Source organism: Pontibacillus sp. ABV4_188 (assembly GCF_056311905.1).
The window spans coordinates 3,781,854-3,807,387 of record NZ_CM149975.1; the positions used below are offsets into that span (position 1 = coordinate 3,781,854).

Below are 25,534 nucleotides of genomic sequence, written 5' to 3' on the forward strand. Positions count from 1 at the left end.
TTAAGCAGTCGGACTATGATACATCTCACTAGGTAAATCGAGGAAGAAAAGGGAACTGTTCTTCACTAACGCACTAAAGGGTGCCTGGCACCCTGCACTGCTCTACTGCACTAAAGGGTGTCTGGCACCCTTTAGTGCTTTCGTGCGCTAATGATAAAAAAGCCCTTCCTCGCACTGCGGGAAAGGGCTTGTGGTTATGATTTTTGGGTTTGGGTCGCTTTTACGACGTGGCTGGGTTTGTTGGGTACTTCATGGTGATGTCGGCAACGAGGTTCATATGATTCAGAAGCTCCGACTAGAATAATCGGTTCGTCATATGAAGCTGGGCGTCCATCAATTAAGCGCTGCGTCCGAGTCGCTGGAGAGCCACATACAGGGCAGATCGCTGATAATTTTGTAACGGATTCACTGACAGCCATAAAGGTTGGCATACATCCAAACGGTTCTCCACGAAAATCTAGATCCAAACCGGCTACAATGACGCGGTGGCCTCGATCAGCTAGGGTTTGGGCAACCTCAACTACATGCTCATCAAAGAACTGTACTTCATCAATACCTACAACATCTACATTTTCATCCACAACATCAAGAATATCCGTTGAATGGTCCAGTGGTCGAGCTAAGACAGACGTTCCATTGTGAGACACGATAGAATCCTCTGCATAACGGTTATCAATCGCTGGTTTAAATACTTTTACGGAAAGGTTTCCGTATGTAGCACGGCGGACGCGGCGGATTAGCTCTTCTGATTTTCCAGAAAACATACTCCCACAAATCACTTCAATCCACCCGCTGTGTTTCATCACATGCACAAGCCGGTCTCTCCCTTCTCTTCCTCGTTCCTTTTTCTTATCTTGTACCACTTTCGTGAGTACTATCAAAACTCTATTTTAAAAGGGGCATTCACCTAGAATTTAGGTGATTTTTAGCTCCTGTAGCTATTCATGGCATAAAAAAACAGGCAAAAGGTTAGACAATTTGCCTGTTTTTTATCTCCAAAACTAAGCGACGAATCGCAACTTAGCCAAGGTTGTATTTTTTCTTAAAGCGATCTACACGGCCACCAGCTTTGTCAGCTTTTTGCTTACCAGTGTAGAATGGGTGTGAAGCTGAGCTAATTTCCACACGGACTAGTGGGTAAGTGTTGCCATCTTCCCATTCAACTGTTTCATCGGAATGTAACGTTGAACCCGTTAGGAATTTGTAGTCAGAGCTCGTATCTAAGAATACGACCTTACGGTAATTCGGATGAATTCCTTCCTTCATGCTTTTCCACTCCTTTTTGCCCTGAGTCCTTTGGAAACAGAGTTATTCCAAGAGCTTTTAATTGGCTGGATCGACCCAGCCGAACTTAAACTCACATAAAAAGATTATAACAGTAGCCCTTCCTAAATGCAACAGCCATTCGAAGACTTAAAAGGACCTGTTTTTTCGTAATTGGGGCTTAAAAAACCTTGCTATGAACGACGTGAACTTGTCTTTCCTTTCATTTCTTCATCCATGAGTTGGAAAAATTCGTCGTTGTTCTTAGAAGATTTTAAGCGACGTAAGAAACGGTCAACGAAGTCGTGTTGGTCGCCCATCGTTTTCCGGATTGCCCATATCTTCTCAAGGTGCGATTTAGGCAATAGCAATTCTTCTTTACGAGTACCTGAACGTTTGATGTCGATGGCAGGGAAGATGCGGCGCTCCGCAAGAGAACGATCCAAGTGAAGTTCCATATTCCCGGTACCTTTGAATTCTTCGTAAATAACATCATCCATACGGGACCCTGTGTCGACAAGGGCTGTGGCAAGTATCGTTAAACTACCGCCCTCTTCAATGTTACGAGCCGCACCGAAGAAGCGTTTCGGACGGTGGAACGCAGCAGGATCAATACCACCAGAGAGCGTACGACCACTTGGCGGGATCACCAGGTTATATGCTCGAGCGAGACGCGTGATACTATCCATCAAAATAATAACGTCTTTCTTGTGCTCAACAAGGCGCATTGCGCGCTCTAATACAAGCTCCGATACTTTGATATGGTTTTCTGGCACCTCGTCGAACGTTGAACTCACAACATCCACATCAGGCTGCACAGAACGCTCAATATCTGTTACTTCTTCAGGACGCTCATCCACAAGAAGAATAATCAATTTGGAATCAGGATGATTTTTAGAGATGCTGTTTGCAATTTGTTTTAAAAGCATTGTCTTACCGGCTTTTGGTGGTGCTACCACAAGACCACGTTGCCCAAAACCAACCGGTGTCATTAGATCAATGATTCTAGTTGATAGCTTTTTGGTTTCAGTTTCAAGTCCCATCATGCGATCAGGATATAATGGCGTTAGAGCTGGGAAGTGGACACGCTCTTTTGCTGAATCGGGATCTTCCCCATTCACCGCATCAACGTGAAGAAGTCCATAGTATCGTTCGTTTTCTTTTGGTGGACGTACTTTACCAGATACTTTATCGCCATTTCTAAGATCAAAGCGACGGATTTGTGACGCTGAAATATAAATATCTTCTGCACTTGGAGAATAGTTAATTGGACGTAAGAAACCAAAGCCTTCAGAAGGAATAATTTCTAAAATTCCGTCCATGAATAGGAAGCCATCTTTTTCAGCTTGCGCCTTTAAGATCGCAAAGATTAATTCTCGTTTCGTTAGCTTCGCATAATAAGAGACTTTGTATTCACGCGCTAAGGAGTATAATTCCTTAAGATTCAATGTCTCTAGATGCGAAATGGATAGTGAAACGGACACAATATCACCACACCTATGTTTATTTATTTTTTATAATCTATGAAAGGAAACAGTTCGAATATAGCTTCTGTAATGGGTAATAAATGGATCTTTTAATTGAAGGAAGTCTTTAGAAGCTAGAATAGAAGTTTGCCAACGGGGTTTAAAAAACGAATATATTTATGGATGCTTTTTAAACAACTATCATTTTAACCCTAATCCATCAGTTTATTCAACTCTAGATTAAAAAAAATGACTGCACCCTTTATGAAGCCAAGATGACCTTGGTGTAAGAGAATCTAAAGAAAGGATCATGAATAGGTAAGCGACTACTCATACATGATGAAGCAGTCGCTTATGCTATCCTCATTTACTGGTTTGATTTATGGCTTAATCACTAGATTTGGTTTCTTCTTCAGAGAATGATCACCGTCAATAAAGCGAATCGTTCCAGACTTCGCTCGCATAACAATTGTTTGAGTTGTTGCGTGCACACCTTTAAACTGTACACCTCTAAGCAACTCGCCATCCGTTACGCCTGTTGCCGCGAATATGGCATCGTCTCCTCCACAAAAGTCATCCATATGTAACACTTTATGAATATCATCGATGCCCATCTTCATACAACGCTCTTCTTGTTCTTCGTTCTCCGGGAGTAATTTCCCTTGAATTTCTCCACCTAAACATTTTAAAGCGGCTGCTGCTAAAACGCCTTCAGGTGCTCCTCCGCTTCCGAACAAAATATCAACGCCTGTATGATCAAATGCCGTATTGATCGCAGCGGCTACGTCACCATCTGATATAAGCTTGATGCGCGCACCAGCTTGCCTAATCTCTTCAATCAGACCTTCATGTCGCTTACGATTTAGCACAATCGCCACAACATCTTCGACCTCTTTGTTCTTTGCTTTTGCGACAGCTTTCAAATTCTCTTCTACGGAAGCATTTATATCCACAGAACCTACTGCTTCGGGCCCTACGGCCAGCTTTTCCATATACATATCTGGTGCGTGAAGAAGTTTACTATGATCAGCAACAGCGAGAACAGATAGAGCGTTCCACGTTCCCTGAGCAACAATATTCGTTCCTTCTAAAGGATCGACCGCTACATCAACACGTGGCCCGTATCCATTTCCGAGTTTCTCTCCAATGTAAAGCATAGGAGCCTCGTCCATTTCCCCTTCGCCGATTACGACAGTACCTTTCATGGGAATCGTGTCGAAAACGTCACGCATGGCACTTGTTGCAGCGTCATCCGCTTCGTCTTTCTTTCCTCTTCCCATCCAGCGAGCTGATGCTAGAGCAGCAGCTTCCGTTACGCGTACTAATTCCATTGTTAAACTTCTTTCCATGGTAATTCCTCCCCTTGATTGTAAACGTGAGCGGCGAAGAAGCTCCCTCCCACAAGAGCTTCTCCTTCACGTTTATACGATGCTTATTTCCCACATCTCCATGGAACACACACTTTATGAATTTTGAAATTGTTCGATTTCGGCCTCAGTCATTTTTTCACGCCAGATCACAGCGCCAAGATCAGATAGCTTCTCCACTAAATTCTCATAACCTCGGTCAATGTGCTCAAGACCTGTAATTTCTGTTACGCCGTTCGCCATTAAACCAGCTGCAACTAGAGCAGCGCCTGCTCGTAAGTCACTAGCTTTTACCTTTGCCCCTTGAAGAGTAATCGGTCCATTCACTATGGCCGAACCCCCTTCCACTTTAATGTCTGCGTTCATGCGACGCAGTTCATCAATGTGTTTGAATCGCGCTTGATAAATCGTATCGGTTACAACGCCTGTCCCCGTTGCCTGCGTCAGAAGAGACGTGAACGGCTGCTGAAGATCCGTCGGAAAACCAGGATAGACAAGCGTCTTAATATCCACACTTTTAAGAGGGTTTGAACGCCTGACAAGTAGCTGGTCATCACGTGTTTCAACCACTATGCCCATTTCTCTTAGCTTCGCAATCAAGGACTCTAAGTGAAGCGGTATGACATTATCAATAATGACCTCTTCACCTTTAGCAGCGGCCATAATGGTGTAAGTACCTGCTTCGATTCTGTCTGGAATAATCGTATGCTGGCATCCATTTAAATGGTCTACGCCTTCGATACGAATAACGTCTGTTCCTGCGCCTTTAATCTTTGCACCCATGCTCGTTAAAAGGGTCGCAACGTCTATAATTTCCGGCTCTTTCGCAGCGTTTTCAATGACCGTTCTTCCTTTTGCCTTTACAGCAGCAAGCATGATGTTAATGGTGGCTCCTACACTTACCACATCGAGGTAAATGCGTGCTCCACGTAATTCCTCTGCTCTCAGGTAAATGGCACCCTGCTCGTTTGTCACTTGAGCTCCAAGTGCTTCAAATCCTTTAATATGCTGATCAATTGGACGAGGGCCTAAGTGACATCCCCCAGGTAAACCGATAACAGCTTTCTTAAAGCGACCTAACATCGCCCCCATAAAGTAGTAAGAAGCACGGAGCTTCTTTACTCGTCCGTTTGGCAGGGGCATAGAGATCATGTCTGAAGGATCGATATAGATATCTTGGCCACGCTTAGAAACGCGTCCTCCGATTTCTTGCAGCAAGTGGCTTAGAGTGTCAACATCAGATATATTCGGTAACCCCTCAATGGTGACAGGTGATTCAGCTAGTATAGCTGCAGGTAATAAAGCTACTGCACTATTTTTTGCACCACTAACACGCACCTGACCCTTAAGCGAGTGACCTCCTTCAACAAGTAATTTTTCCATGACGGACTCCCTTCTTTCAGTAAAGCCTAAATTTTTGTAGGCTTATTTTGCACAATATTTCCAAGTTCATGCACGATTTATTTATTCCAATCGTTGTTGAACTTTTCAATACCTTGATCAGTTAGTGGATGTTTTACTAACTGATTAATAACTTTCAATGGAATGGTAGCAATATGTGCTCCATGTAAAGCGGCTTCTGTTACGTGCATTGGATGACGGACAGAGGCAGCGATAATTTCTGATTCAATGCTGTGGCGGTCGAAGATCTCTGCGATTTGGGCGATTAAGTCCATGCCGTTTTGACCAATATCATCTAATCGACCTAAGAATGGTGATACATATGTGGCACCCGCACGGGCGGCTAAAAGCGCTTGGTTAGCATTAAAAATCAGCGTAACGTTTGTTTTGACGCCCTTTTCAGATAATTTTTTAACAGCTTTTAGTCCTTCAAGCGTCATTGGAACCTTAATCGTAATATTCTTTGCGATCTTTACTAATTCCTCTGCCTCGCGCAACATTCCTTCTGCATCTTCAGCCATTACTTCTGCGCTAACAGAACCTTCTACTTCATCTGTAATTTCTTTTAAACGGTCATGAAACGATACGTTTTTCTCTTTCGCAACTAGTGAAGGGTTTGTTGTAACTCCTGCTAGGATTCCTAATGCGTTTGCCTCACGGATTTCGTCAATGTTTGCTGTATCAATAAAAAATTTCATGTCGATTTCCTCCCCTAATAATGTGCATTGTTTTTTCCCTCTCCACGCGCCATTTCGTGAACAGGATCTTCCATTTAGCTCTAATGAACTAGTACTTTCGATCAGTAAAACGTTTTCATTGTATATAAAAGGAAACCGCCGATTTCCACGGCGGTTACTCTTTTGTTTACTATGCCTTCTGAGAAGAACCGAATTCGCGCATTTTGCCGATTACAGTTGCTTTAATCGCATCGCGACCAGGGCCCATGTATTTACGAGGGTCGTAAAGGTCTGGCTTTTCAGCTAGAACTTCGCGAATCGCTTTACCTTGGGATACTTGGTTCTCAGTGTTTACGTTAATTTTTGCAGTACCGAAGGAGATTGCTTTCTTGATGTCATCAGTTGGGATTCCAGTACCACCGTGAAGAACTAGAGGCTTGTCTACAAGACCCATGATTTCTTCCATACGGTCGAAGCCTAGGTTTGGTTCGCCTTTGTAAGGGCCGTGAACAGAACCTAGTGCTGGAGCGAATACGTCAACGTTTGTTTCATCAACAAGTTGTTTACACTCAGATGGAATTGCGTAAGCTGCTTCAGCATCGTCAACGATGATGTCATCTTCTTGACCACCAACACGGCCAAGTTCTGCTTCAACAGATACTCCGTGGATGTGAGCTAATTCTACAACTTTTTTCGTAACAGCGATGTTTTCTTCTAATGGATCATGAGAAGCATCGATCATTACAGATGTGAAACCAGCGTGGATCGCTTCCGCACACTTTTCGAAGCTAGAACCGTGGTCTAAGTGAATCGCAACTGGAACGGTTGTACCGTAAGATTCCATAAGTGCTTCTACCATTGATACAACAACTTTGAAGCCACCCATGTAACGTGCTGCGCCTTCAGATACACCTAAGATTACTGGAGACTTCTCCTCTTCAGCAGCCTGAAGAATCGCTTGAGCGTACTCCAAGTTGTTTAGGTTAAATTGGCCAACACCATAACGGTTTTCTTTAGCCGTTTCTAACATTTCTTTCATTGATACTAGCGGCATGGACTAGTCCTCCTTTATATACTTTCACAGAATCTCAACGTATAGTGTATACACTGACATACGTTCCGATTCTCTGACATAGGAATTTAACACCTTTTCCATGTATAGCATACCAAGTCCGTACCACTGGTGCAACAACACAATCAACCGACAGCGCTTACATTTGAAAATTTCCCGACACCGCTGTTTTATCGCAAAATATTCAAAATAATCTCTCTAATCTCTTGTACATTAAATGGCTTTCCAACGACCGATTTCACAAGAGCATGAGAGTGAGCTCCCTGCAGATCGTCCTCTGCTAAACCGCTCATCAAAATTGCAGGAACTTGATAGTCTTCAGACTGCAATTCATTCAGTACTTCGAGACCATCTTTAATCGGTAATTTGTAGTCTAGTAGCATAAGGTCTGGGTGTTGTTCTTTGACGAAATCGATCGCTTCTTGCCCAGTTTTAGCTTCCGTTACGTTATAATCTAGTGTTTTAATGACTTCTTTTAATAGCATGCGTATTCCAGGTTGGTCATCAACCACTAATACGGTCTTCGTCATAGTTCCCCTCCATTCGAGTAATTAATCCATTTTTTTATGTACGGTCTCTACGTTATGTAAATTCTCCTACAAGATCGTTTATTCCTGCCTAATATCCATAAAACCCTTATATTCCCTTTACAGCAATTATTTTACCCATGGCGAAAAACTCGGTACAATATGAGCGAGTTCAAGCAAAAGGAGGTCATGCCGGTGCTTAAAATGTTAGCTACTCAAATTACCGGCCTTTTCAGAGGTATTCATGAGAAGGAAGAATTTCAAATAGAGGATGTTGCTCGCTCCCTTTCTCAAGCGGTTGTGGGAGATGGCGCAATTTATGTGAAAGGCTTCGGAGAAATGGAAGCAATCGAGTCAGAAGTGCGCTCGGGCCCTGAACCATTACCGAAGCAATACGTGTACGAATCATCTGTTCCATTAAGTCACTTAGACCGGGTTATTGTTGCTTCTCGATTTGCCAATGATGAAGCGGCTTTATCTTTTATTCAAAACGTTCAAGAGCAGGGTGCAGAAGTAATCCTTATTGCAGCAGCAACGAAAGAAAGCAACCCTGCTAAAGATCAGGCCGATTTCTTTATCGACACGAAAGCAAACGGTCCACTTCTCCCATTTGAAATGGACCGCGTTGGATTCCCGAGCACCATTGCCATGCTCTACGTCCATCACGCCCTCTTCGTCACCGTCAAAGAAATCACCGACGAATATGACCTCGACTAATAGAGCTTTACCACTGTAAAGTAATAGTGCGTGCCAGACACCATTTAGTGCTCTACCGCATTGCAGGGTGTCTGGCACCATTTAGCGCTCTACCGTGGTGCAGGGTGTCTGGCACGCGTTGTTCTTTTAGCGCGTTAAAGTTATAGGGGATAGAAAAGCCTGCCAGGGGACTGGCAGGCTTTTTTGGTATAGTATTTTGTTTATTTCTGACATGCTCCGATGAAGCCATGGAATAGGCTTTGTGGGTTTGTCGGGCGTGATTTGAATTCTGGGTGGAACTGAGATGCGACGAACCAAGGGTGATCTTGAAGTTCAATGATCTCAACAAGGCGGCCGTCTGGGCTTGTCCCTGAGAATAGGAAGCCTTGGTTTTCCATTTCTTCACGGTACTGATTGTTAAACTCGTAGCGGTGACGGTGACGCTCATAAATCACTTCTTCGCCATAAGCTTCTTTTGTACGTGTGCCTGCTGATAATTTCGCAGGGTATACGCCAAGACGAAGCGTTCCACCCATATCTTCTACGTCTTTTTGTTCAGGAAGAAGGTCAATGATTGGGTGAGCTGTTGTTGGGTCAATTTCAGCAGAGTGTGCACCCGTGTAACCAAGTACGTTACGGGCAAATTCTACTGTTGCTAGTTGCATACCTAAGCAGATGCCAAGGAATGGTACTTTCTTCTCACGTGCGTAACGAATAGCTTCAATTTTTCCTTCAATGCCACGATCACCAAAGCCGCCTGGCACTAAAATACCGTCAGCGTGAGAAAGTTTTTCCTCAACGTTTGAAGGTGTCACTTCTTCAGAGTTCACCCAGTCAATTTTAATATCACTATCAAAGGCATAACCTGCGTGTTTAAGTGCTTCAACAACTGAAATGTATGCATCTGGAAGTTCCACATACTTACCGACTAGCGCAATTGTTGTTTCCGCTTTTAAGTTCTTCACGCGATCTACAAGACCGTTCCATTCTGTCATATCCGCTTCACCGCAGTTTAAACCGAAGTGATCGCACGTAATTTGGTCAAGGTGTTGTTGTTGAAGCATAAGTGGTACGTCGTAAAGTGTCTCTGCGTCCCCTGCTTCAATAACGGAGTTCTCATTAATATCGCAGAATAGTGCAATCTTGTTCTTCATATCCTGGCTAATTGCGCTCTCTGTACGAAGGACAATCACGTCAGGTTGAATCCCAAGTGAACGCAGTTCTTTAACAGAGTGTTGCGTTGGCTTTGTCTTCATTTCTCCTGCTGCTTTAATGTATGGCACAAGTGTACAGTGTAGGTACATCACGTTTTCTTTCCCAATATCACTCTTGATCTGACGAATGGCTTCTAAGAATGGGAGCGACTCAATATCCCCTACTGTGCCGCCGATCTCAGTGATAACAACGTCTGCGTTAGTTTCTTTACCAGCACGGAAAACGCGCTCTTTAATTTCGTTTGTGATATGAGGAATAACCTGTACCGTTCCTCCTAAGTAATCACCGCGACGCTCTTTCTTGATGACAGTAGAATAGATTTTACCTGTTGTAACGTTGCTATATTGGCTTAGGTTAATATCAATAAAACGCTCATAGTGACCAAGGTCTAAGTCCGTTTCGGCACCGTCTTCTGTTACGAATACTTCACCGTGTTGGTAAGGACTCATCGTCCCTGGGTCTACGTTAATGTATGGGTCAAACTTTTGAATCGTTACCTTCATTCCACGGTTCTTTAATAAACGACCAAGTGATGCTGCTGTAATCCCTTTACCAAGTGAAGAAACAACCCCACCTGTTACAAAGATATATTTCGTTTCTGCCATTTCGTCATCCCTCTTCCTTTATTTAATCCTTAGGAGGTCTTCGATACTTATATGCTACACATTTCATTATCTTTTTATAAAATAGAAAAGCGCTCCCGTTAAATCTAACGGGAGCGCTTATTCATTCCGATCTCTTTTAGAGAGCCCAAATAAAATAATACTGATTCAGGAAAAGAAAGTCAAGAACGCTTATAAATCTTTGTTCTCTTCTTCTCCGTCTTCCTCATCATCATCTTCTTCATCGTCGTCATAGAGATTCTTTTCTTCATCGTCATCGTAACTTGGATCTGTATCTTCGTCTTCTGCTAAGTCGAAGTCACTATCTAAGCCACTGTTCTCTTCCCCGTCTTCGTCGAGGTCGAGTTCTTCGTCATCAAGGTCAAGATCGTCTTCGATTTCATCCTCTTCGATGTCTGCCTCTTCTTCAACAGGAGCTGCTGCTGCTTTTTTCTTCTTAGGGGCAGCTTTCTTCTTTTTCTTCTTAACTGGAGCTTGAATTTCTTCTTCCGCTTGTTCTACAGGGTACCAACGTTTTAGTCCCCACATGTTAGAACCAATTGTAAGGAAACGGCCATCTGTATTTAAATCCGTATAGAATTGTGCAATACGGTCCGTTTTCTCTTCTTTTGAAAGTCCTTTAATCTCGCTAATTTTATTAAATAGGTCTTGAAAATCTAGCGCTTGCTTTTCGTCAAGCAGGATCTCATGCGCGATTTCTAGCATAGACATTTCAGCAATTTCGTCGTGGCTATAGTTTTTAAAGCTCACGTACAGCACTCCCTTTATATCAAATATTTACTCATCATAACATAATAGTATAAATTCTACGTTGCTCGCTTTCAACCATATCATACATTATAAACAATTGAATATTGTTTATGCTAGAGTTTCGCCGAGTTTTTTCACAAGAACCTCCTCGTGCTCTTTAACACACTACAGCACCGCAGGGTGCCAGGCACCCTTCAGCTCTTCACCGCACTACAACGTGCCAGACACCCTTCACTTCTTTACAGCACTACTGCGTGTCTGGCACGCTTTAGTTCGCCAATGCGTAAGAGCGTGAGAAAGGGGAACCGCATAGGTTCCCCTTTTTTGTTACATGTTGCGGCGGTATTGGCCTCCGACTTCGTATAGGGCGTTGGTGATTTGACCAAGACTTGCGACTCTTACGGTGTTCATAAGCTCATCAAAGATGTTGCCACCGCTTGCGGCGACGTGTTTCAATTGATTCAATGCTTCCTCTGTATCTCCTTGGTGCTTCCCTTGGAATTCTCGTAATGACGTAATCTGATGCATCTTCTCTTCTTTCGAGGCTCGGGCAAGCTGCATCGAGTTAATGTCATCTTCTGATGATGGATTCGGGTTCAGATAGGTATTCACCCCGACGATCGGCAACTCTCCACTATGTTTCTTCCCTTCATAGTAGAGTGATTCTTCCTGAATCTTACCACGCTGATACTGACGCTCCATCGCACCAAGTACTCCGCCGCGGTCATTAATCCGTTCAAACTCTTGCATAACGGCTTCTTCGACTAGATCAGTCAGCTCTTCAACGACGAATGATCCTTGCAGTGAATTCTCGTTCTTCGTCAGACCAAACTCTTTATTAATGATCATTTGAATGGCCATTGCCCGACGTACCGATTCCTCAGTCGGCGTTGTAATCGCTTCGTCATATGAATTCGTATGAAGCGAGTTACAGTTATCTTGAATAGCGAGCAATGCCTGAAGCGTTGTACGAATATCATTAAAGTCAATCTCTTGCGCGTGCAGAGAGCGCCCTGATGTTTGAATATGATATTTCAGCTTCTGACTTCGTTCATTCGCTCCGTATTTATCCCGCATGACAATCGCCCAGATGCGACGAGCCACTCGTCCAATCACGGTGTATTCCGGATCAAGTCCATTCGAGAAGAAGAATGATAGATTCGGAGCAAACTTGTTAATATCCATGCCACGACTTAAGTAATACTCCACATACGTAAACCCATTAGCCAGCGTAAAGGCAAGCTGCGAAATCGGATTCGCTCCAGCCTCTGCAATATGGTACCCAGATATGGATACAGAATAGTAGTTTCTCACCTCATGATCAATAAAGTACTGCTGAATATCCCCCATCATCCGTAAGGCAAATTCGGTCGAGAAGATGCACGTATTCTGTCCCTGGTCTTCTTTTAAAATATCGGCCTGAACGGTACCGCGGACGACGGATAGCGTCTCTTCCCTGATCCTTTCACGTTCTTCCACGGATGGTTCTCGACCTTCGCGCTCCTTAAACTGCTCAAGCTGCTGGTCAATTGCCGTATTAAAGAACATAGCAAGAATAATTGGAGCCGGTCCGTTAATGGTCATAGACACAGAAGTTGTCGGCTGACATAAATCAAATCCATCATACAGCTTCTTCATATCCTCAAGCGTACAGATTGAAACGCCGCTCTCGCCGACCTTCCCGTAAATATCCGGACGCTCATCCGGGTCTTCTCCGTACAACGTAACCGAGTCAAACGCTGTACTTAAACGCTTAGCCGGCTCGCCTTCTGATAAGTAGTGGAAGCGGCGATTGGTCCGTTCTGGTGTCCCTTCTCCAGCAAACTGGCGAGTCGGATCTTCCCCTTTACGCTTAAACGGAAACACTCCGGCTGTAAACGGAAAAGCACCAGGTACGTTTTCCTTCAGCATCCACAGTAACCGGTCGCCCCAGTCTTGGTAATGAGGGAGTGCGACTTTTGGAACCTTTAATCCTGACAACGTTTCCGTATTTAAGTCCATCGTAATTTCCTTATTGCGGACTGTAAACGTCATCTGATCCTGTGCATAGCGTTCCTTCGTCTCATCCCAATTTTCTAGCATCTTCTTGAAATCTGGTTCGAGCTTTTTCTCATAGAAGGCTGCCATTTCATCTACTTGTTCCCTTATATCTTCATTCTCTAAGACGCTTACGGCACCCTTTAGCTGATACCACTTCCTGGCCACTTCACTTTGCTTATGAGCCTGTTCGTGATACCCCCTCACAGACTGCACAATGTCACGTAAATATTGGCGTCGTTCTGGTGGTATAATCAGGTTTTGCTTCTCCACATCTGTTACCCGTTCAAAAGATGTGCTCTCCTGCCAATGATGGGTTTCGTTAAGCTTATCAACAAGAGCAGCAAACAACGTGTTCGTGCCTGGGTCATTAAACTGACTCGCAATCGTCCCATACACAGGGAATGCCGATTGGTCCTGGTGGAACAAACCGTGACTTCTTTCATACTGCTTACGGACCTGTCTTAACGCATCAGCGGATCCCTTTTGTTCAAACTTATTAATAACGATAAAATCAGCAAAATCAATCATGTCGATTTTCTCAAGTTGAGACGGCGCGCCGAACTCTGCTGTCATGACGTACATGGAAAGATCGGTCACATCTGTAATCGCCGCATCTCCCTGGCCAATGCCGCTTGTTTCCACAATAATCAGATCAAAACCAGCCACTTTCACAACATCAATCGCTTCTTTAATCGACTTCGACAGTTCACTTCTAGAGTCACGTGTTGCAAGTGAACGCATGTATACGCGGTCTGAGAAGATCGCGTTCATACGAATGCGGTCTCCTAAGAGTGCCCCACCCGTCTTTTTCTTTGTGGGGTCGACGGAAAGAATGGCTATCTTTTTATCCGGAATCTCGTTTAAGAAACGACGAATCAGTTCATCGGTAAGAGAACTCTTTCCTGCTCCTCCTGTACCCGTAATTCCGAGTATTGGCGCCTGCGAAGGTTTTTCTGCTAGTAATTGCTCAACAGCTGAAGCCACTTCCTCATTCGCGTTGTCGGTGTTCTCCACATACGTAATAAACCGGGCGATGGCCTGAGGGCTGCCACTCTTCAAACTCGCAAGCCCTTCATCTAATTCAAGTGGTGTGACAAAATCACACTCTTCAAGCATTCTATTAATCATGCCTTGAAGTCCGTATTGGCGTCCGTCTTCCGGTGAAAAAATTCTTGAAACGCCGTATTCATGAAGTTCTTTAACCTCGCGCGGGATAATAACACCGCCCCCGCCTCCGTAAACGCGGATATGACCGGCACCTTTTTCCTGAAGTAAATCTACCATATATTTAAAATACTCAACGTGGCCACCCTGGTATGATGAGATGGCAATCCCTTGCGCATCTTCGTGAATGGCGGCATTTACTACTTCTTCTACTGAACGGTTATGCCCGAGATGAATCACCTCAGCACCGCTCGCCTGAAGGATCCGGCGCATAATATTAATGGATGCGTCGTGACCATCGAACAAACTAGAAGCCGTTACAAAACGAACGGCGTTCTTCGGCTGATAGATTTGTGCTTGTTCCATTTCATTTCCCTCCTACTTAGATAGGCTCTGACAATGATAATCCTTGAAACAAAAAATGCATCTGTCGTTCTGTGTACGATTGCAGCGTAAATTCCTTCTGGAGTACCCAGCGCCTGAATCCCCACATCTGTCCCTGAACGAAGATGTTATTGGCCAAAAGCTTTCGGTCCTTCTCATGAATCGGTTCCGGAAGACAGTTCTCGATTACACATTCAATCATATGGAGCATGTCACGCTCCTTTTCGAGGACGTAATCTTGTGCATCCTTCGGAAGAGACTTTACTTCCTGATACATCACAACGACCTCATCTTGCATGTCATCCATGAGCTGAAAATAAGATCGGATTGCGCGCTCTAGACTGTCCATCCCCGTTTCATTCATATCAATGACCGCTTCCATTCGTTCCTTAACATGTTCATAGATGAAGTCACAGACGAGGAACAATACATCTTCCTTCGTGCGGATGTATTCATAAAGCGTTCCGATGCTGAAGCCAGACGCTTTCGCCAGTTCTCGCGTTGTTGTCTTATGAAAGCCTTTCTCTTTAAATAAGGCAACGGCACCCTTGATCATCTGGTCGCGCCTCTTCTTAATCAATCGTTCATCTTTAATGGATGATGGCACCTTTTTCGTCACGAACTCCCCATCCTTCCCCGCTGCTTCTTCCATTCTTCAAGCCAGGCACTTGCCTGTTCATACGGATCGAGATTCTCTTCTTTTAGTTGCTCCTGCTTTCTCTCATCCGATTCCACGAATGCCTGCACATCTTTCCACAATTCCTCTCGCATCAGGTCATAGACCTCAAGCTCAAGTTGGTGCTTGCGCTTTTGCCTGCCTGCTTCGGTTTCATCTAAATACGCGCGATGCTTAACGAACTCTTGCCAAAGCGTATCAATACCTTTATTCTCCGTTGAAACCGTCTCAATGATTGGATTCACCCAATCCGTGTGCCCTGAGATCATTAACAGTTCTTCAAGCTGCACCTTTAGCTTTCTGACACCAGGAAGATCCGCCTTATTCAACACGAATAGATCCGCGATTTCCATAATTCCAGCTTTAAAAATCTGCAAGACGTCCCCGCTATTCGGCGTGAGTACAACAGCCGTCGAATCGACCACTTTCATAATATCGAGTTCTGACTGACCTACGCCTACCGTTTCAACGAGGACAACGTCGAATCCATAGGCGTCGCAAACCCGGATAGAATCTTTCGTAGCTCTTGATAATCCCCCAAGACTACCGCGAGTCGCCATACTTCGAATAAAGATCCCTGGGTCTGTAAAGTGCTGCTGCATGCGGATGCGATCTCCAAGGAGTGCCCCTCCGCTAAACGGACTTGTTGGGTCAACAGCAATTACCGCTACTGTTAACCCCCTCTCCCGTAAATGTGTAAGCAGACGATTAACGAGCGAGCTCTTCCCCGCACCAGGTGAGCCTGTAATGCCAATATAATGAGCCTGTTTCTTAATCGAAAATACATCACTGAGGAGGGCCAACTTGTCAGGATGATTGTTTTCTACCAACGTAATAGCCCTCGCCATCGCTCTGATATCCCCTGCCTGAATGCGTTCAGCTAGCTCGTGCATCGAACCTTCCTTTCTATTCCTTGGTCAACATTCGTCCAATAACGAGACGCTGAATCTCATTCGTACCTTCATAGATTTGGGTAATCTTCGCGTCACGCATGTAACGTTCGACCGGATAATCCTTCGTATATCCATAGCCACCATAAACTTGAACCGCTTCAACGGTTATGCGCATGGCCGCGTCCCCTGCGAACAATTTAGACATGGCGGATGCTTTCCCGTAAGGCTTTCCTTCTGATTCAAGCCAAGCCGCCTGGTACGTAAGAAGTCTCGCTGCTTCTACGTCTGTTGCCATATCGGCTAGTTTGAAAGAAATCCCCTGGTTCTGGGCAATCGGCTTCCCAAACTGCTCTCGTTCTTTTGCGTAACCAACGGATGCATCAAGCGCTCCTTGAGCGATTCCAAGTGCTTGCGCTGCAATACCATTACGTCCGCCATCGAGCGTTGTCATCGCAATCTTGAACCCTTCTCCTTCAGCTCCGAGCCTATTTTTCTCCGGCACTTTACACTCTTCAAAAATCAATTCTGTTGTAGGAGAGGAACGAATACCTAACTTTTTCTCCTTCTTACCGAAAGTAAATCCAGGCGTTCCTTTCTCAACAATAAAAGCACTAATCCCTTTATGTTTTGCGTCTGCATCCGTTTTGGCGAAGACAATATACGTATCAGCGACACCACCGTTTGTAATCCATACCTTGCTTCCGTTTAACACGTAGTGATCTCCATCTTTTTTCGCTGTCGTACGCATCGATGCTACATCGGACCCTGCCCCTGGTTCAGAGAGGGCATAGGCGCCAAGTTTCTCTCCTCTCGCTAGTTCGGCTAAGTATGTTTTCTTTTGTTCTTCGTTTCCGTATTTATATAGCGGCCAGCTTGCAAGAGAAATGTGGGCGGAGAGCGTTACTCCTGTTGAAGCACAGACGCGTGAAAGTTCTTCCACCGCAATCACGTAGCTGACGTAATCCGATCCGATCCCTCCGTATTCTTCCGGCCACGGAATTCCTGTTAGTCCAAGTTCCGCCATCTTATCGAAAATTTCACGGTCAAAGCGTTCCTCTTCATCTCGCTCCGCTGCTGTCGGTTCCACTTCGTTCTTTGCGAAATCACGAACCATTTTACGAAGCATTTCTTGTTCTTCTGTTAATTGAAAATTCATCCTCGTTCCCCTCCGTTACTTAGCTAGTAAATGTTTGCTAATCACCATCCGTTGAATCTCGTTGGTGCCTTCGTAAATCTCACATACTTTCGCGTCGCGGAATAAGCGCTCTGCGTCATAATCTTCTGTATAGCCATAACCACCATGAATTTGAACAGCTTCAATACTTGCGTCCATTGCTGCACTTGAAGCGTAGCGTTTAGCCATAGAGGCCTCTTTGCCACAAGCAATGCCCAAGGATCTAAGAGATGCGGCATGGTAGGTTAATAGTTTGGAAGCTTCAAGGGACGTTGCCATATCAGCCAATTTAAACGAAACACCTTGTTGCTTTGCGATCGGCTTGCCAAATTGCTCGCGTTCTTTTGCGTAGGCCACAGATTGCTCAACCGCTGCTTCTAAGATGCCGAGAGATTGAGCAGCAATGCCGATACGACCAACATCGAGGTTGGCCATGGCAATCTTAAATCCTTCTCCTTCTTGCCCTAAAAGTTGGCCCGTCGGGATACGGCACTGATCGAAATTAAGCTGCACCGTACCTGACCCGTGCATGCCCATCTTCTTCTCTTTCTTTCCTACCTCAAATCCTGGAGTTCCTCGCTCGACGATGAAAGCCGAAATTCCTTTGGACCCAGCTTCAGGATCAGTTCTTGCGAATACGATAAATGTGTTGGCATTCGTTCCGTTTGTGATAAACACTTTGGAACCATTGAGCACGTAGTGGTCACCGTCTTTTTTGGCTCGGGTGCGAAGTCCACCTGCATCAGAACCTGCCCCTGGTTCTGTTAAAGCGAAGGCGCCAATGTATTCTCCGCTTGCAAGCTTTGGAATATAGGCTTTCTTTTGCTCTTCTGTTCCGAAATAAAGAATCGGATTGGTCCCGACTGACGTGTGGACGGACAATATTACACCAACCGATCCACTCACCCGGGACAGTTCATGAATGGCAATGATGTAAGAGGTAAAATCCATTCCCGCACCGCCATATTGTTCTGGTATAGGCACCCCCATCAATCCGAGTTCTCCCATTTTCTCAATAAGTTCTGTCGGGAAACGATCATCTCGTTCCATTCGCTCCACAGCAGGGGCCACTTCACGTTCGGCGAAGTCACGGACCATTTTGCGCATCATTTCTTGTTCTTCTGTAAATTGTAGGTTCATGATTTAGCCTCCTAGCTGTACTGATAAAAACCTCGTCCGGACTTCTTACCAAGCCATCCTGCTTTCACATACTGACGAAGCAGCGGACATGGTCGGTATTTGCTGTCACCGAACCCTTCATGAAGGACTTCCATAATATACAAGCACGTATCAAGGCCGATGAAATCAGCGAGCGTAAGCGGACCCATCGGATGATTCATGCCAAGCTTCATCACATCATCAACCGCTTCAGGTGTTGCCACGCCTTCATACACGGTATAAATCGCTTCGTTGATCATCGGCATTAAGACGCGATTTGAGACAAAGCCAGGGAAGTCATTGACCTCTACTGGTGTCTTGCTTAACTGCTTCGTAATCGTCTCAATTGCTTCATAGGTTTCATCACTTGTTTGCAGAGCTCGAATAATTTCAACAAGCTTCATCACCGGGACAGGGTTCATAAAGTGCATCCCAATGACTTGAGATGGCCGCTTGGTCACTGCCGCAATTTCCGTAATCGGTAAAGAAGATGTATTCGAAGCTAAGATGGCATGAGATGGTGCATGTTGATCTAGTATTTGAAACACGTTCGTTTTCACGTCCATATTCTCTACTACCGCTTCAATCACAAGGTCACAGTCATAGCTATCTTCTAGCTTTGTCGTTGTTTGCAGGCGCTCTAATGTTGCTGATGCTTCCCCTTCAGATATCCGTTCTTTCTCAACAGCTCGGGAGAGTAGCTTCTCAATCCCACTTCTCCCTTTCTGAAGAGCGTCTTCAGAAAGGTCGTTCAATTTCACTTGAAACCCGGCCTGTGCAAAGACCTGGGCGATGCCGGCTCCCATTTGTCCGGCGCCTATGACCATCATCGTTTTCACATTCATAACTCGCGTCCTCCCCGTCCTACTGTTTCGGTACCTCAATCATGATGGCATCGCCTTGGCCGCCACCGCTACAAATTGCCGCAATACCCGTTCCGCCTCCGCGACGTTTCAGTTCATACATTAGGGTTAAAATAATGCGCGCTCCACTCGCCCCAATCGGATGACCTAAAGCTACCGCACCACCATTTACGTTTACTTTCTCTTCATCGAGTCCAGCAATTTTCCCACTCGCAAGTGACACAGCAGCAAATGCTTCATTCACCTCAAATAGATCAATCTCATCAATGGACTTGCCTGTTTTCTCTAAAATAGCATTGATGACGCGTCCTGGTGTTTCCGGGAAGTCTTGTGCTTCAACTGCTACTTCTGCGTGTCCAATCACCGTGGCAAGGGGTGTATATCCATTCTTGTTTGCATACTCATCTGACATGAGAAGCATGGCACCAGCTCCATCATTCACACCAGGTGCGTTTCCTGCTGTGATCGTTCCAGTCGGATCAAATACAGGACGCAATTTCGCTAGAGCCTCAACAGATGTGTCTTTACGAGGGGCCTCATCTTGATCGACAACAACCGGGTCGCCTTTACGCTTTGGAACTTCAACTTTCGTAATTTCTTCAGCCAGTTTGCCTTCTTCCATGGCCTTGACAGCTCTTTGATGAGAGCGATAAGCCCATTCATCCTGTGCTTCACGGCTCACTTCGTATTTCGTTGCTGTATTATTGCCGTAGTTCCCCATATGAACGCCCTCGAACGAACAAGTCAGGCCGTCATGCACCATCATATCTTTCACTTGCTGGTCACCCATCCGGAATCCCCAACGCGCTTTCGGCAGGAAATACGGTGCATTCGACATGCTTTCCATACCACCGGCCACAATGACCTGTTCATCTCCCAAGCGAATAAGCTGGTCGCCAAGCGTTACAGAGCGCATACCAGATGCACATACCTTATTAATGGTTTCTGTCTTTACTTCCCACGGAATACCAGCGTAACGAGCAGCCTGACGAGACGGAATCTGTCCTTGCCCACCTTGAAGCACGGTTCCCATAATGACTTCGCCCACGTCTTCAGGTTTAAATTTCGCACGCTCTAGTGTCGCCTTAATCGCCGTACCACCAAGTTGTGAGGCTGTTAATGAACTAATTGATCCTCCCAATTTCCCAAAAGGTGTTCTTGCTCCTGCCACAATCACTGTCTTCGCCATATGTTATTCCTCCCTATTTTTGATAACGCTTTCAAAAATCCCGACAACGTTTCTTCATTCGACAATGGTGCACCACCTTGACTGAACGCTCGTTCAACATACACCCATAAAAGAACGAATCAGGACCCCTACGACTACTAATCAAGGCTTTCTTTGAACAGAGTGTGGAGGCGTCCTGTTCAACGGACGCCACACATCCCTTATAGTCACTCTATTTCGACAATTAAGCTGTTTGTTCCTCTTTTTCTAAACCAAAAATGGAACGTGCTAAGATTTCTGCTACATCTTCTGTTGCTACATCTTCTTCTACTTCTTTCGCTTTCGTTCCGTCACTAAGCATCGTTAAGCAGAACGGACAACCACTAGAGATCGTCGTTGGTTCTACTTTCAGCGCTTGTTCTGTTCTGGCTACGTTCACGCGGTTTCCTGTCTTCTCTTCTGACCACATTAGACCTCCACCGGCTCCGCAACACATACCATTTTGACGATTTCGCTGCATTTCAACGACCTCAACACCTGGAATTTGCTTCAAGATATCGCGAGGTGGTTCATACACTTCGTTGTAACGACCAAGATAACAAGAGTCGTGGTAGGTAATCTTTTCTTTTACTTCATGACTCGGCTGTAAGCGGCCATCTTTCACAAGCTCTGCTAATAGTTCTGTATGATGGTACACTTCCGCTTCGAAACCAAAGTCAGGATACTCATTTTTAAATACGTTATATGCGTGTGGGTCAATCGTAACGATCTTCTTCACTTCTGCTTTCTCAAATTCTTTAATGTTCTTCTCAGCAAGGTCCTGGAATAAGAATTCGTTTCCTAAACGGCGAGCTGTATCCCCTGAGTTTCGCTCTTTGTTACCAAGTATTGCGAACTTCACACCCGCTTCATTTAACAAACGCGCAAATGACATCGCGATTTTCTGTGAACGATTGTCGTAAGAGCCCATTGAACTTACCCAGAACAGATACTCAAATTCTTCTCCGTCTTTTTGAAGTTCCTTCACTGTAGGAATGCGAACAGATTCGTTCTCTTTCTTCCAGTTCTCACGCTCTTTCTTAGAAAGTCCCCAAGGGTTCCCCTGGCGCTCAATGTTCATCATCGCACGCTGAGCATCTTGATCCATCTTTCCTTCCGTTAATACAAGGTATCGGCGAAGATCGATAATCTTATCAACGTGTTCATTCATAACCGGACACTGATCTTCACAGTTACGGCACGTCGTACAAGCCCAGATTTCTTCTTCTGTAATGACATCCCCGATTAAGCTTGATGTTTCAACGTTTTCCAAGCTTGCCGCTGTTTCATTTTGAGAAGCTTTCGCCATTTGAGCCAACTGATTCCCGTCTGTATTCGAGAATGCATAAGTTGGTACCCAAGGTGACTGTCCTGTTACGGCAGCTCCTTTTTCTGTTAGGTGATCTCGTAGTTTAATGATTAAATCCATCGGGCTTAGCATTTTCCCTGTCCCTGTTGCAGGACAAGCATTTGTACAGCGACCACACTCTACACAAGCATATAGATCAATCATTTGCAGATAAGTAAAGTCTTCAATCTTGCCCGCTCCAAAGGTAACTTCTTCTTCATCTTCCCCTTCAATGTCGAAGTCGATCTTCTCAAGCTTCCCAGCACGTTTGTCCTTCGCCATGAACACGTTCACCGGTCCTGCGATTAAGTGAGCGTGCTTTGATTGTGGTACGTAAACAAGGAATGTAAGTAAAATCAATAAGTGAACCCACCAGGAGATAAAGAATATAGCGGCAGCAGCCGACTCACCAATCCAGCTAAATAGGAAGGCAATGCCTGAAGCGACTGGCTCTGACCATGTTAACTCTTCCCCGTGCCAGATAATCTCCATCCCATTTCCTAGTAAAACAGATACCATTAATGTGCCGATAAAGATTAGAACTAAACCAGCTTTCAAGCCACGTTTAAGACGAACGAGCTTCTCAATGTAACGACGATAAAACGCCCATACCACTGCTGTAATAATTGTTAAGGTCACAAGTTCCTGGAAGAATGTAAAGCCAGGATAAAGCGGTCCAAGCGGCAAATGGCCTTCTTCACTAAGACCTTTAATAATAAAGTCAATGGCACCAAATTGAACTAAAATAAATCCATAAAACATCATGACGTGAATAGCGCCTGACTTTTTATCTTTTAACAGCTTCTTCTGTCCGAAAACGTAGACCATAATATCCTTGAGACGTTCTTTTAACTGCAGGTCAAAATCCATCTTCTTGCCAAGTTGAATATAGGCAATGCGCGTTCTAACAACTCGTACAAACAAATACAAACCGTAAGCGGTTACAATTAAGAACATAATCCAATTTAACAACAGTAAATCCATTCACTGCGCCCCCTTTGTTTATATGCGTGTTTCCTTCTTCCTTCCCCTAACCCCACTTAAAACCGAAAACAACAAAAATATTCTGACATCTATATCTTTATATTACAGAATGAATGAACATTCAGTCAACATCTTTCCAACTTATTTATGTTCAATTTTATATAATTCAGGGAAAGATAAAAGTATGCTTACATATTTGAAAGGAGCTTACCTCCGTTTATGATTTTCATATATATTATTTTAGCTATATGTTTATTAATCGGTTTACTATTATTGGACTTCTCATTGGGAAAGAAACATCACAGAAAAAACGTACGCTTTCTCGATTTTGAGAGTACTACTGGCGATTATCAAATCTACACCGCCGGTGACCCTTTGTTTGAAGACCTCTTTCAGGATTTAAGGCATGCTAAAAAGAAGATTGATATGATGTTCTTTATCATTAAGACCGATGAAATTAGCAGGGAACTATTGGATATTCTAAAGGAAAAGGCGGAAGAAGGTCTTCAAGTTCGATTACTCCTTGACCGGATTGGCAGCTTCCGCATTAATTCCAAAGTGATTAAGGAATTAAATCAATCTGGAGTCGAATTTGCCTTTAGCGAAAAGCCAAAATTTCCTTATTTCTTCTACCGCTCACAACGGAGGAATCACCGCAAGATTACAATTATTGATGGTGATGTTGGGTACATAGGAGGCTTTAATGTAGGGCGTGAATACTTAGGCAAGGATGCTGAACTTGGCAAGTGGCGAGATTACCACCTTCGATTACTCGGAGATATTGTACAGCACCTTCAATCTACCTTTTTCGATGACTGGTACCTAGCAACGGGGCAGCTTGATAAAGAACCTGTCCCTACTGAAACGGAAGGAGAAAAATGGATTGAGATTGCTGCAACAGATGGTGTACAGCTTGAAGATGTCTTTGAAAGCTTAATCTGTCAGGCGAAAGAGGAAGTTTTCATCGGTACGCCTTATTTCATTCCGAGCGAACGTTTGTTTAAATGCCTGACTGATGCTCTAGAGCGCGGTGTGAATGTGAAAGTGATTGTGCCTATGAAAGCCGATCATCCGCTTGTGAAGGAAGCAGGTCTTCCTTATATGATGCGACTCATCGATGCAGGTGGCGAGGTGTATATGTTTGATCAGGGTTTCTATCACGCTAAGGTAGTCATTGTGGATCAACAGTTATGTGATATTGGAACAGCTAACTTCGACCGCAGAAGTCTGTTCTTAAATAAAGAAGTCAACACGATTATTCATAACCCGCGTTTTGTGATGGATTTACGCTTGGCGTTTTTGAAAGACGTACAAGACAGCCAACCTCTTAACGATCATTTAATTCAGCTCTTTACCATTCGAACGAAAATCAAAATAGGAATCGCGCGCTTGTTCCGCCCCCTACTATAAGAAAGGATGACATTCATGCGCATACGCTTTGGATTTGTTTCCCACACGCTGTCTCTGTGGGAGGCGGTCCCTGCTAAGACTCTAACATTTAAACGCTATTCTGCGATGACTAAGGAGGAGCGGGAGGATAAACTTTTAGAGGTAACAGCTAAAAATTTATACCACACGAAACGGGCACTTTGGTTTAGCAGGGCAGCTGAAATTCCGCTTTACCGATTCTCCTCCTCAATTGTTCCACTAGCTACTCACCCTGAAGTAGCCTGGGATTTCGTCACCCCTTTTCAAGAAGATTGGAAAGAGATTGGCGATCTTGTAAAGCAATCTGGTCAGCGGATTAGCTTTCACCCGAATCAATTTACGGTTTTCACAAGTGATAAGCCCCATATCACTGAAAATGCTGTAACCGACATGGTATATCACTATAATATGCTCAAAGCTATGGGTCTAGAAAAAGAAGGGTTCATCAATATCCATATCGGTGGAGCCTACGGAGATAAAACGTCTGCCTTAGAGCGATTCCATCAAAATATATACGAAATGCCAGAGGAAGTCCGAAAACGAATGACGATTGAAAATGATGATAAAACATATACAACTTCTGAGACGCTATTAGCTGCTGAGCAAGCTGGACTTCCTGTTATGTTTGATTATCACCATGAAATGGCGAACCCTGATGCGGAGGACTATGAATCTTTACTTCCTCGCTTATTCAAGACTTGGTCAGGTACTGGTTACCCCCCTAAGGTTCATCTATCTTCTCCTAAATCAACGGAGAAGTACAGGGCTCATGCAGACTTTGTTGACTCAGAATATGCGCTGCCGTTTTTAAAAGCGTGTAAGAAAGAGACGGACGTTCTTGATGTGATGATTGAAGCAAAAGAAAAAGATCGCGCCCTCCTCCAGATTGTAGAAGATTTAAGTGCGATCCGAGGTGTGAAACGTGTGCGTGGTGGGGAGATTGAGTTTTGATTATTTGAACCAAGATTCGATTAATGGACTTACCTGCTCATAAGCTTTAAAGCCGAGGTAAATCCCTACGATGCCCGTTACACCTGCTAAGGCCGGTGGCGCTGGAATGGGCAGTTTAAAAAGAGCAAATATAAAGCCAACTAAAAATCCTGTAATAATGGAAAGAAAGATTACTTTCATACAATGTGCCCCTTTGTTGTTATAAGT

22 protein-coding genes are annotated in these 25,534 nt (G+C 44.5%); 3 read left to right on the forward strand and 19 right to left on the reverse strand.

Translation table 11 applies throughout. The annotated features are described in order from the left end of the window. Positions 1–194 precede the first annotated feature (194 nt). The 8 genes from ACYX4O_RS19045 to ACYX4O_RS19080 all read right to left on the reverse strand — a co-directional run bounded on the left by ACYX4O_RS19045 (position 195) and on the right by ACYX4O_RS19080 (position 7,776). Positions 195–812: a thymidine kinase gene (locus ACYX4O_RS19045; protein WP_476357210.1), complete on the reverse strand. Its 618-nt coding sequence runs from the start codon at positions 810–812 to the stop codon at positions 195–197. A gap of 208 nt (positions 813–1,020) precedes the next feature. Continuing rightward, positions 1,021–1,266, reverse strand: a complete 246-nt coding sequence (locus ACYX4O_RS19050) for a type B 50S ribosomal protein L31 (protein WP_188650586.1) — start codon at positions 1,264–1,266, stop codon at positions 1,021–1,023. A 191-nt stretch (positions 1,267–1,457) separates the two neighbouring features. After that, complete coding sequence (rho, locus tag ACYX4O_RS19055) at positions 1,458–2,747, reverse strand: transcription termination factor Rho (protein ID WP_188650588.1); 1,290 nt, start codon at positions 2,745–2,747, stop codon at positions 1,458–1,460. A gap of 362 nt (positions 2,748–3,109) precedes the next feature. Further along, on the reverse strand, positions 3,110–4,078 hold the full coding sequence (gene glpX, locus ACYX4O_RS19060; RefSeq protein ID WP_476353178.1) for a class II fructose-bisphosphatase: 969 nt from the start codon (positions 4,076–4,078) through the stop codon (positions 3,110–3,112). Positions 4,079–4,192: 114 nt separating this feature from the next. Next, positions 4,193–5,479 carry a UDP-N-acetylglucosamine 1-carboxyvinyltransferase gene (locus ACYX4O_RS19065; protein ID WP_476353180.1) on the reverse strand — a complete coding sequence of 429 codons (1,287 nt, stop codon included), beginning with the start codon at positions 5,477–5,479 and terminating at the stop codon, positions 4,193–4,195. Positions 5,480–5,556: 77 nt separating this feature from the next. After that, the gene (gene fsa / locus ACYX4O_RS19070) at positions 5,557–6,195 is read right to left on the reverse strand and encodes a fructose-6-phosphate aldolase (RefSeq protein WP_476353182.1); all 639 of its coding nucleotides are present in this window, start codon (positions 6,193–6,195) and stop codon (positions 5,557–5,559) included. Between the two features lie 169 nt (positions 6,196–6,364). Further along, the gene (gene fba, locus ACYX4O_RS19075) at positions 6,365–7,228 is read right to left on the reverse strand and encodes a class II fructose-1,6-bisphosphate aldolase (protein ID WP_036780048.1); all 864 of its coding nucleotides are present in this window, start codon (positions 7,226–7,228) and stop codon (positions 6,365–6,367) included. A 188-nt stretch (positions 7,229–7,416) separates the two neighbouring features. Next, a complete protein-coding gene (locus ACYX4O_RS19080; protein WP_188650598.1) occupies positions 7,417–7,776 on the reverse strand; it encodes a response regulator in 360 nt (119 codons plus the stop codon). Positions 7,777–7,977: 201 nt separating this feature from the next. On the opposite strand from ACYX4O_RS19080, the gene ACYX4O_RS19085 reads away from it, so the two are divergent. Beyond that, positions 7,978–8,490: a DUF2529 family protein gene (locus tag ACYX4O_RS19085; protein ID WP_476357211.1), complete on the forward strand. Its 513-nt coding sequence runs from the start codon at positions 7,978–7,980 to the stop codon at positions 8,488–8,490. Between the two features lie 200 nt (positions 8,491–8,690). Here ACYX4O_RS19085 and ACYX4O_RS19090 read toward each other — a convergent pair whose 3' ends face one another. The 10 genes from ACYX4O_RS19090 to ACYX4O_RS19135 form a co-directional block, all read right to left on the reverse strand. Beyond that, entirely contained in the window at positions 8,691–10,289 is a 1,599-nt protein-coding gene (locus tag ACYX4O_RS19090; protein ID WP_476353184.1) for a CTP synthase, read from the reverse strand. Between the two features lie 189 nt (positions 10,290–10,478). Beyond that, complete coding sequence (gene rpoE, locus ACYX4O_RS19095) at positions 10,479–11,057, reverse strand: DNA-directed RNA polymerase subunit delta (protein ID WP_476353186.1); 579 nt, start codon at positions 11,055–11,057, stop codon at positions 10,479–10,481. Between the two features lie 327 nt (positions 11,058–11,384). Next, on the reverse strand, positions 11,385–14,627 hold the full coding sequence (gene icmF, locus ACYX4O_RS19100; protein WP_476353188.1) for a fused isobutyryl-CoA mutase/GTPase IcmF: 3,243 nt from the start codon (positions 14,625–14,627) through the stop codon (positions 11,385–11,387). Positions 14,628–14,643: 16 nt separating this feature from the next. Then, complete coding sequence (locus ACYX4O_RS19105) at positions 14,644–15,264, reverse strand: TetR/AcrR family transcriptional regulator (RefSeq protein WP_036780067.1); 621 nt, start codon at positions 15,262–15,264, stop codon at positions 14,644–14,646. Next, positions 15,261–16,214 (reverse strand): methylmalonyl Co-A mutase-associated GTPase MeaB, encoded by a 954-nt coding sequence (gene meaB, locus ACYX4O_RS19110; protein WP_476353191.1) that lies wholly within the window; start codon positions 16,212–16,214, stop codon positions 15,261–15,263. The genes ACYX4O_RS19105 and meaB overlap by 4 nt, the downstream gene beginning before the upstream one ends. 13 nt (positions 16,215–16,227) lie before the next feature. Further along, on the reverse strand, positions 16,228–17,370 hold the full coding sequence (locus ACYX4O_RS19115) for an acyl-CoA dehydrogenase (protein ID WP_476353193.1): 1,143 nt from the start codon (positions 17,368–17,370) through the stop codon (positions 16,228–16,230). Between the two features lie 15 nt (positions 17,371–17,385). Next, on the reverse strand, positions 17,386–18,528 hold the full coding sequence (locus tag ACYX4O_RS19120) for an acyl-CoA dehydrogenase (protein WP_476353195.1): 1,143 nt from the start codon (positions 18,526–18,528) through the stop codon (positions 17,386–17,388). Between the two features lie 11 nt (positions 18,529–18,539). Then, entirely contained in the window at positions 18,540–19,391 is an 852-nt protein-coding gene (locus ACYX4O_RS19125; protein ID WP_476353197.1) for a 3-hydroxybutyryl-CoA dehydrogenase, read from the reverse strand. Between the two features lie 19 nt (positions 19,392–19,410). After that, complete coding sequence (locus ACYX4O_RS19130; protein ID WP_476353199.1) at positions 19,411–20,598, reverse strand: acetyl-CoA C-acetyltransferase; 1,188 nt, start codon at positions 20,596–20,598, stop codon at positions 19,411–19,413. Positions 20,599–20,821: 223 nt separating this feature from the next. After that, complete coding sequence (locus ACYX4O_RS19135) at positions 20,822–22,948, reverse strand: (Fe-S)-binding protein (protein ID WP_476353201.1); 2,127 nt, start codon at positions 22,946–22,948, stop codon at positions 20,822–20,824. 219 nt (positions 22,949–23,167) lie between these two features. Between ACYX4O_RS19135 and cls the strand changes: the two genes are divergently transcribed. Continuing rightward, positions 23,168–24,358, forward strand: a complete 1,191-nt coding sequence (gene cls / locus ACYX4O_RS19140; protein WP_476353203.1) for a cardiolipin synthase — start codon at positions 23,168–23,170, stop codon at positions 24,356–24,358. 15 nt (positions 24,359–24,373) lie between these two features. Beyond that, positions 24,374–25,327: a UV DNA damage repair endonuclease UvsE gene (uvsE, locus tag ACYX4O_RS19145; RefSeq protein ID WP_476353205.1), complete on the forward strand. Its 954-nt coding sequence runs from the start codon at positions 24,374–24,376 to the stop codon at positions 25,325–25,327. Here the strand turns inward: uvsE and ACYX4O_RS19150 are convergent, their stop codons facing one another. Beyond that, positions 25,328–25,507: a XapX domain-containing protein gene (locus tag ACYX4O_RS19150; RefSeq protein ID WP_188650626.1), complete on the reverse strand. Its 180-nt coding sequence runs from the start codon at positions 25,505–25,507 to the stop codon at positions 25,328–25,330. Between the last annotated feature and the right edge of the window lie 27 nt (positions 25,508–25,534).

Bases quoted from the DNA above. Each gene is read 5' to 3' on its own strand.
- ACYX4O_RS19050 (WP_188650586.1), bottom strand. From the start codon at position 1,266: ATGAAGGAAGGAATTCATCCGAATTACCGTAAGGTCGTATTCTTAGAT.
- glpX (WP_476353178.1), bottom strand. From the start codon at position 4,078: ATGGAAAGAAGTTTAACAATGGAATTAGTACGCGTAACGGAAGCTGCT.
- ACYX4O_RS19065 (WP_476353180.1), bottom strand. From the start codon at position 5,479: ATGGAAAAATTACTTGTTGAAGGAGGTCACTCGCTTAAGGGTCAGGTG.
- fsa (WP_476353182.1), bottom strand. From the start codon at position 6,195: ATGAAATTTTTTATTGATACAGCAAACATTGACGAAATCCGTGAGGCA.
- fba (WP_036780048.1), bottom strand. From the start codon at position 7,228: ATGCCGCTAGTATCAATGAAAGAAATGTTAGAAACGGCTAAAGAAAAC.
- ACYX4O_RS19080 (WP_188650598.1), bottom strand. From the start codon at position 7,776: ATGACGAAGACCGTATTAGTGGTTGATGACCAACCTGGAATACGCATG.
- ACYX4O_RS19085 (WP_476357211.1), top strand. From the start codon at position 7,978: ATGTTAGCTACTCAAATTACCGGCCTTTTCAGAGGTATTCATGAGAAG.
- ACYX4O_RS19090 (WP_476353184.1), bottom strand. From the start codon at position 10,289: ATGGCAGAAACGAAATATATCTTTGTAACAGGTGGGGTTGTTTCTTCA.
- icmF (WP_476353188.1), bottom strand. From the start codon at position 14,627: ATGGAACAAGCACAAATCTATCAGCCGAAGAACGCCGTTCGTTTTGTA.
- meaB (WP_476353191.1), bottom strand. From the start codon at position 16,214: ATGCACGAGCTAGCTGAACGCATTCAGGCAGGGGATATCAGAGCGATG.
- ACYX4O_RS19115 (WP_476353193.1), bottom strand. From the start codon at position 17,370: ATGAATTTTCAATTAACAGAAGAACAAGAAATGCTTCGTAAAATGGTT.
- ACYX4O_RS19120 (WP_476353195.1), bottom strand. From the start codon at position 18,528: ATGAACCTACAATTTACAGAAGAACAAGAAATGATGCGCAAAATGGTC.
- ACYX4O_RS19125 (WP_476353197.1), bottom strand. From the start codon at position 19,391: ATGAATGTGAAAACGATGATGGTCATAGGCGCCGGACAAATGGGAGCC.
- ACYX4O_RS19130 (WP_476353199.1), bottom strand. From the start codon at position 20,598: ATGGCGAAGACAGTGATTGTGGCAGGAGCAAGAACACCTTTTGGGAAA.
- ACYX4O_RS19135 (WP_476353201.1), bottom strand. From the start codon at position 22,948: ATGGATTTACTGTTGTTAAATTGGATTATGTTCTTAATTGTAACCGCT.
- cls (WP_476353203.1), top strand. From the start codon at position 23,168: ATGATTTTCATATATATTATTTTAGCTATATGTTTATTAATCGGTTTA.
- uvsE (WP_476353205.1), top strand. From the start codon at position 24,374: ATGCGCATACGCTTTGGATTTGTTTCCCACACGCTGTCTCTGTGGGAG.
- ACYX4O_RS19150 (WP_188650626.1), bottom strand. From the start codon at position 25,507: ATGAAAGTAATCTTTCTTTCCATTATTACAGGATTTTTAGTTGGCTTT.